Origin of the sequence: Desulfobulbus oralis, from assembly GCF_002952055.1 — a bacterium.
In the GTDB taxonomy this organism is placed as follows: domain Bacteria; phylum Desulfobacterota; class Desulfobulbia; order Desulfobulbales; family Desulfobulbaceae; genus Desulfobulbus; species Desulfobulbus oralis.
Map to the genome: position 1 here is coordinate 2088160 of NZ_CP021255.1, position 13276 is coordinate 2101435.

Below are 13276 nucleotides of genomic sequence, written 5' to 3' on the forward strand. Positions count from 1 at the left end.
CCTCTTCATTTATGCCTCCTCCCCGGCTTCCGCCGCCCTGGAACGATTGATGGCACTGAGCAGTGCCTTGATTGATGCTACGATAATGTCCGAATGCACAGCCGCCCCCCAATAGCTGCTGCCATCTCCAGCAGTGATTTCTATATAGCTCACCGCTTTGGAAGAACTGCCCCGGGTTAGCGCATGCTCGTGGTAGGAATGCAGGGTGAAGTCCAGGTGCAGGTTTTCGTGAAGCGCCGAGCAGAAGGCATCCAGCGGGCCGTTGCCCTCGGCCTGAATGCGGCGCTCTTTGCCGCCCCAGGCCAGAACCGCCGCAATCTCCGCAAGGGAATCCTTTTCACTGTGGTCGATGTGGCGCTTCAGCACCTCAAAGGCTTTGAGGCAATAGCCGGTTGCGGCATTTCTGACGCTCAGATAGTTTTGCTCGAAGATACTGTAGAGCATCGCGGGGCTCAGTTCCAGGCCGCTCGCATCGGTTGCGGCCTGGACAATGCGGCCAAATTCAGGATGCATGTCTTTGGGCAGCCTGAAGCCGAATTCGCGCTCCATGATGTAGGCCGCACCGCCCTTGCCGGACTGGCTGTTGATGCGGATGATGGACTCGTAGGTGCGGCCCAGATCCTGAGGATCAACAGGCAGATACGGCACTGCCCACAGGCCGCTTTCACTGTGCTCGTGGGCAGTCATGCCCTTGTTGATGGCATCCTGGTGCGAGCCGGAGAAGGCCGTGTAAACCAGCTCGCCCGCATAGGGATGGCGCGGCGGCACCTGCAGCCGGGTACAGCGCTCGTACACCTCGATCACGTGGTTGATGTCGGAAAAGTCCAGCCCTGGATCAACGCCCTGGGTGGCCATGTTGAGCGCCAGGGTCAGGATATCCACATTGCCGGTGCGCTCGCCATTGCCGAACAGCGTGCCCTCAACCCGGTCGGCCCCGGCCATGAGGGCCAGTTCGGTGGCAGCCACAGCCTCGCCACGGTCGTTGTGGGCATGCAGGCTCATGATGACCCGGCCCCGATCTTTCAGGTGGCGGCAGAACCACTCGATGCGGTCGGCATACACATTCGGCGTGGACATCTCCACGGTGGCCGGCAGATTGATGATGACCGGATTTTCCTGCGTAGGCTGCCACACGTCCAGCACCGCCTCGCAGATTTCCAGCGCATAGTCCAGCTCGGTGCCGGTGAAGCTTTCCGGCGAGTACTCGTAGTGCACCTGCACGTCGCTGTCCCTGGCCTGCTGTTGCACGAGCCTGGCGCCGTACACCGCCAGGTCGATGATTTCCTTTTTACCCTTTCTGAACACCACCTCGCGCTGCAGAGTCGAAGTGGAATTGTAGAGATGCACGACTGCCGCCCTGGCGCCGGCAATGGAGTCGAAGGTGCGGCGAATCAGGTGCTCCCTGGCCTGGGTGAGCACCTGGGGCATCACGCCTTCGGGAATCCGCCGCTCTTCTATCAGGAGGCGCAGAAAATCGTACTCCACCTTGGCGGCAGCGGGAAAGCCAACCTCGATTTCCTTAAAACCAATGTCCAGCAGCAACTGGAACATCTCCAGCTTCTCGTCGAGATTCATGGGCTGGATGAGCGCCTGATTGCCGTCGCGCAGGTCTACGCTGCACCAGGCGGGCGCGGTGGTGATGGTCCTGCCGGGCCAGGCGCGGTCCGGCAGGTCAACCGTGGGATAGGGCCGGTACTTTCTGATTTTTTCCGCTCGCATGTCAAACTCCCTGAAAAAGCCGGCCAGAACCGGCCATGCCAATAAAAAAAGCCACGGTCTTTCCGGGAACCGTGGCTTCTGGGTCAAAACGCAGTACTGTCAATCAGAACACAGCTCCCCTTTCCGCCACAGTCAGGCTGCGCAGTCGGTCGAGAAGGAGGAGCAGGGAAAGCGTATGCATGATTCTTGCCTTTTATGCAGTTGGATGGCCAGATAATCACGCAAGCGGCCGGCTTTGTCAAGATGAAAGACAAAGGCCATGGCGGCGTGAGGCGGGCGGCAATTCCAGACAGCCTTTGTCCCGCGTGCAGGGCTGGCCTGGACACAAGGAGCTCAAGGTGTTGCCGGTCTGATGATGCGGCGGGACAGCAGCCCGCTTTCGTGGTATGGTGCAGTAGACCGGGCAAGGTTTCGGAGGGGTCCATGGCGGGAACGACAGATCGGCGCAAAGGCGGTGCCAGGCAATCCCTGTGCATTGGCATCGACATTGGCGGCACCCACAGCGACGGGGTGCTGGCAGCCGGCACGCGGATCCTGGCTGCCTCCAAGGTGGGCACCTGTCATGAGGACCTGCTGGTTTCCATCCGGGCGCTGCTGGCACGACTGCTGGAAGGTCGGAACGCAGCCGAGGTGGCTGCCGTCAAGCTCAGCACCACCTTGACCACCAATGCCATTGTCACGGGCCGGATTGCGGCGGTCGCCCTTCTGGTGAGCGGCGGGCCGGGCATTGCCGCCGAACATTATCGTATCGGCCCGCAGTTTCACCAGATCCGGGGCAGCCTGAACCATGTGGGTCTGGAAACCGCGGCGCTGGACAGGGATGAACTTGCGGCAGCGCTTGCCGAATGCCGGCAGGCAGGCATCCGCCACTATGCGGTGGTGAGCAAATTTTCACCCAGAAACCCGGTTCACGAAGTGCAGATGGCAGCGGCTGTGCAGGCCTATGGAGCCGGGCATGTCCTGAGCTGCGGCCACCAGCTCTCCGGCAGCCTGAACTTCGGCCGTCGCATCGGCACCGCCTATTTCAATGCCGCTGTCAGCGACATTGCCCGGAATTTTGCCGGGGCCCTGGGGCAGAGCCTGAAGGACTTCGGTCTGGAGCAGGCCGGCGTGCATATCCTCAAGGCCGACGGCGGCACCCTGCCGCTTGCCCGCGCACTGGACATGCCGGTGCAGTCCATACTGTCCGGCCCGGCCGCCTCGGTCATGGGCGCATTGGCCACCCTGCCCCAGCATGAGGATGTGGCCCTTTTGGACATTGGCGGCACCACGACAGATCTGGCGCTCCTGGCAGATGGCCAGCCGCTTTTGGAGCGTGAGGGCATTGCCCTTGCCGGCCGGCCCACACTGGTGCGGGCCCTGCGCGTGCAATCCATCGGGCTGGGCGGCGACTCGGCCATTCACGTGGAAAAGGGCCGGGTCAGTTGCGGCCCGGAGCGCTCTGGCCCCTGCATGGCGACCGGCGGCCGGGAGCCTGCGGTCATGGATGCCTGCAACCTGCTGGGCCGGGCCCGGTATGGCGATGTGGCCGCCTCCAAAGCCGGTCTCCTCCGGCTGGCCGCCTCGTGCGGCATGCCGGCTGAAACCCTGGCCCAAGCCGCCCTGGACTGTGCCGCCCAGACCATCCACAGGGCGCTTTTGGCGCTCATCGAAGAGGTCAACAGCAAGCCGCTCTACACTATCCAAGAAATCCTGACCGAGCGCCGCATCGCCCCCAAAAAGCTGGTGCTCATCGGCGGGCCGGCAGCAGTCTTCCGCCCCCTGCTGGAGGAACAAACCGGTCTGCCGGTGCTGTGTCCGCAACTGGCCGGCATCACCAATGCCATTGGGGCGGCGCTCTGCCGGCCCACCGGCATTCTGGAACTGCACGCGAACACGGCCCGACGCACCCTGCTGGCCACGGCTGCCGGCGTGGTCCGCCATATCGACCGGAATTTCACCCTGCAGGATGCCGTCGCCGAGGCCAAAAGGCTCTTGCAGGCCAGCATGGAGGAGAGCGGTATGGCTCTTGAGCCTGACGACATGCAGCTCGTGCAGGCCGATGCCTTCAACATGGTGGAAGACTGTTACACCAGCGGCCAGAACATGCGGGTGCGCGTGCAGGTCAAACCCGCGGTGCTGGGCCAGGCCGAAGTCCCGGCAACGTGTCGGGAAAACGAGGTGCGCCCATGATGCAGGCAGCCCACACGCTTGGTATTGTTTTTTTTCCGGCCTATGACTGGGCCATTTCGCCCACTCACCCCGAGCGGGAAGAACGCCTGCTCTACACCCAGGATCAGTTTCGGGAAGAGGGGCTTTTCGACATTGCCGGCATCAGCGAGCACCGGCCCCTGCGCGCCACGGACCAGGACATCCTGCGCACCCATTTCTGCTTCCCGAATCTTGCCGCGGTGTGCAGCGAATCTCACCGCATTTCGGCCGGCGGCGCCATGCGCGCAGCCCAGTTGGTTCTGGAGCGGCAGAGCGAACGGGCCTTCGCTCTGGTGCGGCCGCCCGGCCATCACGCCATGAAAGTGGTGCACGCCAACCGTGGCTTCTGCAACATCAACAACGAGGCCGTGATGCTGGCCTGGCTGCGCCGGCATTACGGCCTGAAGCGCATTGCCATTGTAGACACCGACTGCCACCACGGTGACGGCACCCAGGACATCTTCTGGCATGACCCGGACACACTGTTCATCTCCCTGCATCAGGACGGCCGTACCCTGTATCCGGGCAGCGGCTTCCCCCACGAGGATGGCGGCCCGAAGGCCCGGGGGCGCACCATCAACATTCCCCTGCCGCCGCTGACCGGCGACACCGGCTATCTGCAGGTCATTGAACAGGCGGTGCTGCCTATTCTGGAGGATTTCAAGCCGGAGCTGCTCATCAATTCGGCGGGCCAGGACAACCACTATTCCGATCCCATTACCAACATGAATTTTTCCGCCCAGGGTTATGCGCGGCTGACTGCGCTCCTGAAACCGGACATTGCGGTGCTGGAAGGCGGTTATGCCATCAAGAGCGCGCTGCCCTACGTGAATCTGGGCATTGCCCTGGCCATGGCGGGTTGCGATTATTCGGCGGTGCGCGAGCCGGATTATCTGCCCGGTCGCTATGAGGAAAGTAGGAATCTGATGCTGGCCATCGACTATCTCTGCGAGCTGGCCAAAAAGACCTACTTCAGTCCTGAGCCACAGGATTGCATCAGAGAACAGGGCTTTTTTATCAGAGAACGGCGCATCTACTACGACACGGACGATGTGAGCGAAGTGCAGAGGGAAGAGCTGAGGGACTGCAGCAACTGTCCAGGCTGCCGCATAATACGCAGCGCGAGCAGCCGCAGTGGCCCCTGCCTTGGCGTGGAGATTCCCGAAAACGCCTGCCACAGGTGCGAGAGCGAGGCCCTGGCCCTGTTTCAGCGGAAAAACGATGGCTTTGGCTCTGCACAGTTGATGGACCACAAAAATCAGGTGTACACATACCGCCAGCAATGAAGGTCCTGACAATGAACAAAAAACTGCCGATGTCGTGCATTGCCGCGCTGTTGGCCGGCTTTTTTCTGCTCCTCTGCCTTGCCTGCTCCAGACAGCCGTCTCTGCCGCCTTTGGCTGCGGATACCGTGATTCTGGCTTTTGGCGACAGTCTCACCTTTGGCACCGGTGCGCAGCCCGGGCAGAGTTACCCGGCCGTACTGGCCAGGCTGGTGGAACGCCGGGTGGTGAATGCCGGCATTCCGGGCGAAATCAGCGCTCAGGGTCTGCAGCGGCTGCCCGGCGTGCTGGATGAAGTTCAGCCGGCGCTGCTCCTGCTCTGCCACGGCGGCAACGATATGCTGCGCCACCTGAGTCATGAAGAGCTGCGCAGCAATCTGCGGGCCATGGTGGGTCTGGCGCAGAGCCGGGGTATTGCGGTTATGCTGATAGCCGTACCGGAGCCGAGCTTTGCGGTCAAAGCGCCGCCACTCTATGCCGAACTGGCCAAAGAACTGGGGCTGCCTTTGGAGGCAAAAATTCTGGCCAGGATCGAGCGCCAAAGGTCGCTAAAATCCGACCAGATCCACCCCAATGCCGACGGCTACTACCACATGGCCGAAGCCATCGCCCAGGCGCTGCGAAAGCACGGAGCCATCAAGTAAGATGTAAGAACGTCAAGGGTTGTTTACAAAATTCTGGCTGAAAAAATATAGGCAGAGCTTTTCTCCCGGAGTCAAATTTCCCAGTGCTTTGTGAGGTTTGACCCAGTTGTAGTAATTGACGAAACGAGCTGGTGATTTTCTGCGAAGCTCCGGAGACTCGAATTGGTGAGCTGAACCTGCTCATCCTGGCCATTTGGCCATCTGACAGCACTGACAAGGCAGATTGTGCCACGATTGTCTGCTTGAGATGGAACAAAGAACACGCACTGCCATAATGGTCCCTTTGCATGCCCTTCGGAAAATCAACCTCTATTCAGCGGGACTGCCAGGATTGCCGGACTGGAATCGGCCAGTCTTCAGTACTTCTTGGGCAGCGCAATGTTGCGGCCAAAGACACTGAAGGTGTTCTCGACTACGAGCACGGCATTGGCATCGATGGACAGGACGAGCTGCTCCAGGGATCGCAGCCGGAGATTGTCGGTAATGGAGTACACGATGTCCACAGGCTCACCACTGTAGCCGCCCCGCGCCGGGATGACCGTGGCGTAGAACTTGTTGGACTCCATGAGCTGGCCGACAACCTCCCTGGTCCTGCGGGTGATGATGAATACGGACTTACGCTGGTTGAACAGGGACAGGACATATTCGGTGACCATCGAACTGATGAACAGCATGACCAGAGAGGCCACGATAGTATCCGGGCTGAAGCGGGAGAGGGCCAGCAGCATCACCACCGAGTTGGCGATGAAGTAAAAGACCCCGAAACGCAGGCCATACTTGCGATTGAGGATGACGGCCAGAACATCGAGCCCGCCGCCCCCACCATAGGAACGCAGGATGATGCCGCTGCCCGCACCCATGGTGGCCCCGGCGGCAATGGCGGCATACATGCCGTCCTTGATACCCAGATCCAGTTCCACATAGGAGGTCATGAACGCGATGGCGCCCATGGTCAGCAGGTTGAGGCAGAAAAAGCGGCGGCTCACGCCCTTCCAGGCCGCGATGAACAGGGGAACATTGAAGAGGAGGTACCACTTGGAAAGGGACAGCACGGGCAGGGCGTTGTTGGCCACCACCGACAGACCGTACAGCGCACCGGGCACAAAGTCGTTGTGCACGGCAATCCCCTTGTAGCCGATGATGAAGACGAAGGCGCCAAACATCAGCAGAAATGTATTCCAGACAAGAGAATCCGTGATTCTTTTAATATGGTGCCTCATGCCAAACTTCCTTCCACGCTGAAAATTCCATCCACCTCTATGGGCATAGAGGTGCATCATACCGGCCCATACCGGGGCATGCAAGGCCAATGGCGTGGGCGGCACGAATGGCCTGTGCCCGGATGCCGGAAGGGGTGCGCAGCTCTTGCATCGCCCGGGGATTGATCCCCTTTCCCCCATGAGTCTGCAAGAACTCGTTGCAATGCCCCGGCACGCCGTGTATGGATGCCCCATCTCCCCCGCGGGCGGGACGGTACTGTGGCGGCTATATATGGATGTACATACCAGCCCGGGCAGAATCAGGCGATGTTGCCGCCCGTCGGTTTCTGCAAGGCCCCATGCCCGAGCGCCTGCGCAGACCCGGTATGAACAAAGAGATGCAGTCGTGGACCAGCACATCAACTACATCACCCTGGGGGTGACCGATCTGGCGGCCTCACGCCGTTTCTATCAGGAGGTTTTCGGCTGGCGGGAAACAGCGGCGAGCAACGAGCATATCGCCTTTTTCCAGGCGGGCAGCGCCCTGCTGCTGGCGCTATATCCAAAAGACGCCCTGGCCCATGACGCCAAGGTAGCGGACGCATGCGGCAGCGGCTTTCCGCGCTTCACCCTGGCGCACAATGTCGGCAGCCCGGCCGAGGTGGATGCCCTGTTCGCCGCACTGGCCGAAAAAAAGGCGCGCATCCTCAAGCCACCGCAGGCGGTTTTCTGGGGTGGATACAGTGGCTATGTCGCCGATCCTGACGGCTTTTTGTGGGAAATTGCCCACAACCCCTTTCTGGAAAAACTGCGCTGAGCACTTTACGCAGGCCGATTTCAGTCCTGGCCTGCCAATGCCGGTGCTGTGTACTCTCAGGCTGCCGGCACCCTGGGCCTGGATGCCGAAAATATGCCCCACCCGGCCGCGAATACGGGAGTGTCCGCTGACCTGGCTGTTCTTCCTGCTCCAGCGGGCATCGACATCCTTCTGTCGTCTTTTCGCCTCGCTCCGACCTGTCGCTTCTGCACCGGCTTTGAGCTGCTCATTCCCCTTGCGGCTGATGCGTTGCACGGCACATTGACAATACCTCCATCAATGATCTGCCCCTTTGCCGCACGAAATCCGGCCTTATTCAGAAATCGCTCAAAGCGGGCAAACAACTCTTCCACGACCTTGGTCTCTATCAGATTTCCCGGAAAAGCCTTATACGAAATTACCATTTTAACTTGCTGCGGGAAAACCCCAAGTTTATATAAGAACTTGGCAAGCGCGGTTGCATTTGCCCATGCAGGGTATGCAGTTTGCTGTCCATTCTTTTCAACACGCACCACGGAGGCCCTATGCAGAAAGAAAAAACAACAAAATGCCCCATGGAAAAAAACGGTCTGGGTGACCCCCTGCCCAGCAAAAACGCCTGCGTGGGAGACCATCCCCACATCACCTCGGCGGCCGGTGCACCGGTTGAAAGCAATCAGGATGCCATGACCGTCGGGGCACGTGGCCCCATGCTGCTCCAGGATGTCTGGTTTCTGGAAAAGCTGGCCCATTTCGACCGCGAGGTCATTCCGGAACGGCGTATGCACGCCAAGGGCTCCGGTGCCTACGGTGTCTTCACCGTAACCCACGACATCAGCAGGTATAGCAAGGCCAAGATCTTTGCCGAAATCGGCAAGAAAACCGAGATGTTCGCCCGTTTCTCCACTGTGGCTGGTGAACGGGGTGCAGCCGATGCCGAACGGGATATTCGCGGTTTTGCCCTGAAATTCTACACCGAGGAAGGCAACTGGGACATGGTGGGCAACAACACCCCGGTATTCTTCTTCCGCGACCCCCTCAAATTTCCGGATCTGAACCACGCGGTCAAACGCGATCCCCGCACCAACATGCGCAGTCCCAACAACAACTGGGACTTCTGGAGCTCCCTGCCCGAGGCTCTGCATCAGGTCACCATCATCATGAGCGATCGGGGTATCCCCTCTTCCTACCGTTTCATGCACGGTTTCAGTAGCCATGCCTACAGCATGATCAATGCCGACAACAGGCGGGTTTGGGTCAAGTTCCACTTCCGCTCACAGCAGGGCATCTTGAATCTGACCGACCAGGAAGCGGCCGTGGTGGTGGGCAATGACCGGGAAAGCCACCAGCGCGACCTCTACACCGCCATTGAAAAAGGCCAGTTTCCCAAGTGGAAGATGTACATCCAGGTGATGAGCGAAGAGCAGGCCAAGGCCATGCCCTACAACCCCTTTGACCTGACCAAGGTGTGGTACAAACACGAGTTTCCACTCATCGAGGTAGGTGAGTTCGAACTCAACCGCAACCCGGACAACTACTTTGCCGAGGTGGAGCAGGCCGCCTTCAACCCGGCCAACGTGGTCCCCGGCATCAGCTTTTCACCAGACCGCATGCTTCAGGGCCGCCTGTTCTCTTACAGCGATGCCCAGCGCTACCGCCTGGGGGTCAATCACCACCAGATTCCGGTCAATGCACCACGCGGGGTGAAACATCCGCACAGCTACCATCGCGACGGCCTGATGCGGGTGGATGGCAATCGGGGCAGCGAAAACCACTACGAACCCAACAGCTACGGCAACTGGAAAGACCATATCGACCAGCTGCAACCTTCCCAGCGAGCCGATGGTGATATCTACCGCTACGATTTCCGCGAAGACGACCATGATTACTACAGTCAGCCCGGCAAACTCTTCCGGGCCATGAGCCCGGATCAGCAGCAGGTGCTCTTTGAAAACACCGCCCGCAACATGGGTGATGCCACCCTGCAGATCAAGCACCGCTGGATCAATCACTGCTATCAGGCAGATCCGGCCTATGGCGAGGGTGTGGCCAAAGCCCTGCAGATCGATCTCAAGGAGGTGGATCTCAAGTTGCCGCAACGGACCACGCGCGAGGCCAACTACAACGCAAACCACAAGCACCCGGGGCTTGATGTCCCCTCGCAGGATATCGGCAAGAAGCCCTCGGAAAAGGCGGACAACATGGGCATTGACACCAATGTCGATCCCAAAACCCTGATCGAACCGATGGACGATCCGTTTTTGCTGTAAACGCCTCACGTCATCGGTGAAAGAGAATAAGCGGGCCTGTCAAATGGCAGGCCCGCTTATTTCAACAGAATGGAAAAGCTGAATTATTCTTTTTTCGAAACAGAGATACTAAATAAATATATATTTATATTAAAGTACAGAGTATACAAGTTAATATTGTTAGAGTATTTTTTACTTTATCCAATTCAATAGTATCTATATCAGATACACAAATATTTTCTGTTTCTGTAATATTATAAGACATAACATTATTTATATTGATTAATCCTTTCCTTGTAAACTTATTTGCAGACCAGAAGATATACTTTTTCTCATAAAGATAAAATTGGAGTAACGATTCATTTTTGAAAAATTGATTTCTTCAATGAAAAACCAGCAATCATGAATAAGATCTATTATGTTATTAATATTGTTAAAATTATCTATGCATATAATTTTATTCATTTCTCTCTATTGAAACAACTGCATAAGCTGCTGAGTAAACGTTTACATTGCCGGATTTCTGCAGGTATTTTATACACCTCCTGAGGCAAACCTGCAAATTGAATGCACCCTACCCTACTTTGGTCCGCTACAAAAAAAGGCCGGCTCCGCAACTGTGGCAGCCGGCCTTTTCCTGCTCTCTTGCGAGGCTGCTTTCAGTGGCTGAGCTTGACGCCCATGGCCTCGAACATATACAGAATGCCGAAGCCGTACCAACAGGTGTAAAGCACGTAAAAGCCCAAAGCCAGAATCAGCGGAAACAGATATTTGGTGCGGGATTTTGCCTCGATCTGATAGTAGTTGTAGGCTGGTTCCAGGGCCTTGCTGGCCACACTGGCCGTGATGTTGGACTGCTCCAGCTTGCCGGCCTTCTTGAAGTCGGCGGCCAGAGCGTTCACTGTATTGTACCAGGCATAGATAGCCGCCCGTTCGTTCATGCCGGCGTACTTGCCGGAAATATCCGGTCCTTTGTTCTGATACATCAGCTCGGCGTCGTCCACCGCCGCTCCCAACAGCGAGCCCAAATCGCCTTTGACGGCCAGCTTGTTCCCGTTGGCTGTGGCCTGAAAGCCATTTGCGCTCAGCACCTGGGCGGCCTGTTGCGCCAGATCTGCAGCCGGCGCCAGCACCCTGGCCTTGTCCTTGGCATCCCTGTAATCCTTGAAGGTCAGCGTGGCGTCAAGCGCTGTATCTTTAAGCTGGGCTGTCTTGCCCCGCTCATCCTCGATGAAATTCGAGGAGTATTTGGAAAGAGAGTTGAAAAAATTGTCCATGAAGCTCAGGCCGTCGGTCTTGGTTCCGGGTTTCAGATCCGGATAGAGCGGCATGAAAATCAAAACCAGGACAATCACAAAGGTCGAGAGCAGCGCAATGGCTCTCATACGATACTGGGAAGCGGTCAACATCAGCGGGCCTCCTCGCCTTTAAGCTGTTTGAAATTGGAGAAAAAGCAGAAGAACACCCAAACGGCAAAGGCAATGATGATCGCGAAGAAAATCACAGTGCCGATCAGGTCGATAAGCTCGGCCACATTCGAGGACATGTTGAGGATGCTCATGCTGGCGAGCTTGGCCGGCAGGGCGCAGAGCCGGTTGACGAAGCCGGCGCTGACGGTCAGGGCGAAGAAGCCGCGGATGGTCATGCCCGGCACCACCTTGGTCACCAGGGAGCCGATCTGGATACCGATCAGGGAGCCCAACAGCATGCCCATGGCCAGGGTGTAGAACACGAAGCCGTAGATGCCGTACTGGAAGATGGAGTTGTAACCGGCGGTGAACATGATCTGAAAAATATCGGTGCCCACCGTGGTGGCCGAGGAAACGCCCAGGCCATAGACAAACATCGGGAAGGTCAGAAAGCCGCCGCCCACGCCCATGATGCCGGCAGCCACGCCCACGATGAAGCCGCTGAACACCAGGAAGATCCAGGAGATGCGGCGGCCGCCGGGGGTCACGTTTTCGTCGAAGGTGATCATGGGCGGCAGGTTCAGGGACTGCAGCTTCTTGCCCATGGGCGGAATCTCTTCGGCATAGTGCTTGGCGCCCTCTTCCTTCACGGCAGTCTTGTTTCTGGCCTTGAGCCAGTCGGACAGTGCGAAGAAGGCCAGAAAGCCCAGAATGATGACATAGACGCAGGTGATGAAGGTATCGCTCAGAACCGGATTCCTGGCGTAGATCGCCCGGTTCAGGGTGCCGCCGGTGTAGGAGCCTGCAAGCGCGCCGATCAGGAAGGTAACGGCCAGTTTCACGGACACATGCCCCATCTTGCTGTGCAGGACCGAGCCCATGATGCCCTTGGCAAAGATGTGAAACAGGTCGGTGCCGACAGCCAGAATACCCTTCACGCCCGCGCTCATCAGGGCCGGGGCGATGATGAAGCCGCCGCCCGCGCCGATGCAGCCGCTGATCAGACCGGCACAGAGGCCAACCAGAATGGAAGCGCCGAAAATGAGATGGGTGTAGTGGGATGGCCCAAACGCGGTCTTGCCGCCCAGAAAGGTGGGGAGCTGGCCTTCAGCCGCAAAAAGCCAGGTGCAGCCGACCAGTACGGGCACGAGCAAAAGCCCCAGCACCATGAGCCGCTTGCGGCTTTTCAGAATGTTCGTGGACATCGCCAGCTCCCAGCGCGCCTGATACTGCGCCCCGGTCACCATGACCCCGTACAGATACCGGAAAAAATGCATGATACGCTCCTTTTGTATGGCTGTTGATTCAAACCGTGCCGCCACCGGCCCGGTCATGAGCTGTTGTTGTTTTGCCCTGCTGAAGTCGCCTGTGGGCGCAGGCTGCAGCCCTGCAAGCGCTTCCGGAATCGGATATTGGGGCCAGAAGATGACCTGTCAGATCGCGGGAGGGACACGAAACACAGGGGCCGGGCTCCGGCCTGCGCTCAGGAATTCCTGCTCCTGCACCAGATTTTTTGCGGCAGAGACGTGCATGGCGCCATCCAGAATGACTTCTGTTGTTCTTAGCATGAGCCGTGCCAGAGAGGGAAAATTCTGAGTTTATACAAAAAATATAATAAAAACAATAAATTATTCTTTAAAGCCGCCATGGATTGCATCAGAGGCTCCTGTCATGGCACGCTCTGGTAACAGTTTCTAAGCTCTTTTTGGTGACAAGCGGGCAGGAAAAGGGCAAAATGTCACCAAAAGGAAACAGCCAGGGGCCGCGACCTCTTTTACAGCAACGGG

General features: G+C 58.2%; 10 protein-coding genes and 1 pseudogene. 5 read left to right on the forward strand and 6 right to left on the reverse strand.

Features of this window, described 5'->3' with window-relative positions:
* Nucleotides 1-9: 9 nt before the first annotated feature.
* The gene (gene leuA, locus CAY53_RS09265; RefSeq protein WP_104937521.1) at nucleotides 10-1719 is read right to left on the reverse strand and encodes a 2-isopropylmalate synthase; all 1710 of its coding nucleotides are present in this window, start codon (nucleotides 1717-1719) and stop codon (nucleotides 10-12) included.
* A 423-nt stretch (nucleotides 1720-2142) separates the two neighbouring features.
* On the opposite strand from leuA, the gene CAY53_RS09270 reads away from it, so the two are divergent.
* Genes CAY53_RS09270 through CAY53_RS09280 form a run of 3 tightly spaced genes read left to right on the forward strand, consistent with a single transcriptional unit; the run spans nucleotide 2143 to nucleotide 5836 of the window.
* Entirely contained in the window at nucleotides 2143-3891 is a 1749-nt protein-coding gene (locus CAY53_RS09270) for a hydantoinase/oxoprolinase family protein (protein WP_245874794.1), read from the forward strand.
* Nucleotides 3888-5195, forward strand: coding sequence for a histone deacetylase family protein (locus CAY53_RS09275; protein WP_104936872.1), 1308 nt, complete (start codon nucleotides 3888-3890; stop codon nucleotides 5193-5195). Before CAY53_RS09270 ends, CAY53_RS09275 begins: the two co-directional genes overlap by 4 nt.
* 11 nt (nucleotides 5196-5206) lie before the next feature.
* The gene (locus CAY53_RS09280) at nucleotides 5207-5836 is read left to right on the forward strand and encodes an arylesterase (protein ID WP_219842658.1); all 630 of its coding nucleotides are present in this window, start codon (nucleotides 5207-5209) and stop codon (nucleotides 5834-5836) included.
* Nucleotides 5837-5848: 12 nt separating this feature from the next.
* Here the strand turns inward: CAY53_RS09280 and CAY53_RS13960 are convergent.
* Together CAY53_RS13960 and CAY53_RS09290 are read right to left on the reverse strand one after the other, a co-directional pair.
* A pseudogene (locus CAY53_RS13960) lies at nucleotides 5849-5959 on the reverse strand (hypothetical protein); the annotation flags it as partial.
* 233 nt (nucleotides 5960-6192) lie between these two features.
* Complete coding sequence (locus CAY53_RS09290) at nucleotides 6193-7056, reverse strand: YitT family protein (protein ID WP_104936873.1); 864 nt, start codon at nucleotides 7054-7056, stop codon at nucleotides 6193-6195.
* A 385-nt stretch (nucleotides 7057-7441) separates the two neighbouring features.
* Between CAY53_RS09290 and CAY53_RS09295 the strand changes: the two genes are divergently transcribed.
* Nucleotides 7442-7852, forward strand: coding sequence for a VOC family protein (locus CAY53_RS09295; RefSeq protein ID WP_104936874.1), 411 nt, complete (start codon nucleotides 7442-7444; stop codon nucleotides 7850-7852).
* Nucleotides 7853-8376: 524 nt separating this feature from the next.
* Nucleotides 8377-10101, forward strand: coding sequence for a catalase (locus tag CAY53_RS09305; RefSeq protein WP_104936876.1), 1725 nt, complete (start codon nucleotides 8377-8379; stop codon nucleotides 10099-10101).
* A gap of 638 nt (nucleotides 10102-10739) precedes the next feature.
* Here the strand turns inward: CAY53_RS09305 and CAY53_RS09310 are convergent.
* The 3 genes from CAY53_RS09310 to CAY53_RS13785 form a co-directional block, all read right to left on the reverse strand.
* Nucleotides 10740-11489, reverse strand: coding sequence for a hypothetical protein (locus CAY53_RS09310; RefSeq protein WP_104936877.1), 750 nt, complete (start codon nucleotides 11487-11489; stop codon nucleotides 10740-10742).
* Nucleotides 11489-12766, reverse strand: coding sequence for a sulfite exporter TauE/SafE family protein (locus CAY53_RS09315; protein ID WP_104937524.1), 1278 nt, complete (start codon nucleotides 12764-12766; stop codon nucleotides 11489-11491). Before CAY53_RS09315 ends, CAY53_RS09310 begins: the two co-directional genes overlap by 1 nt.
* Nucleotides 12767-12922: 156 nt before the next feature.
* On the reverse strand, nucleotides 12923-13057 hold the full coding sequence (locus CAY53_RS13785) for a hypothetical protein (protein ID WP_281261024.1): 135 nt from the start codon (nucleotides 13055-13057) through the stop codon (nucleotides 12923-12925).
* Between the last annotated feature and the right edge of the window lie 219 nt (nucleotides 13058-13276).

Excerpts from the sequence above, each read along its gene's own strand:
- leuA (WP_104937521.1), bottom strand. The coding sequence starts at position 1,719 with ATGCGAGCGGAAAAAATCAGAAAGTACCGGCCCTATCCCACGGTTGAC.
- CAY53_RS09270 (WP_245874794.1), top strand. The coding sequence starts at position 2,143 with ATGGCGGGAACGACAGATCGGCGCAAAGGCGGTGCCAGGCAATCCCTG.
- CAY53_RS09275 (WP_104936872.1), top strand. The coding sequence starts at position 3,888 with ATGATGCAGGCAGCCCACACGCTTGGTATTGTTTTTTTTCCGGCCTAT.
- CAY53_RS09280 (WP_219842658.1), top strand. The coding sequence starts at position 5,207 with ATGAACAAAAAACTGCCGATGTCGTGCATTGCCGCGCTGTTGGCCGGC.
- CAY53_RS09290 (WP_104936873.1), bottom strand. The coding sequence starts at position 7,056 with ATGAGGCACCATATTAAAAGAATCACGGATTCTCTTGTCTGGAATACA.
- CAY53_RS09305 (WP_104936876.1), top strand. The coding sequence starts at position 8,377 with ATGCAGAAAGAAAAAACAACAAAATGCCCCATGGAAAAAAACGGTCTG.
- CAY53_RS09310 (WP_104936877.1), bottom strand. The coding sequence starts at position 11,489 with ATGTTGACCGCTTCCCAGTATCGTATGAGAGCCATTGCGCTGCTCTCG.
- CAY53_RS09315 (WP_104937524.1), bottom strand. The coding sequence starts at position 12,766 with ATGCATTTTTTCCGGTATCTGTACGGGGTCATGGTGACCGGGGCGCAG.
- CAY53_RS13785 (WP_281261024.1), bottom strand. The coding sequence starts at position 13,057 with ATGCTAAGAACAACAGAAGTCATTCTGGATGGCGCCATGCACGTCTCT.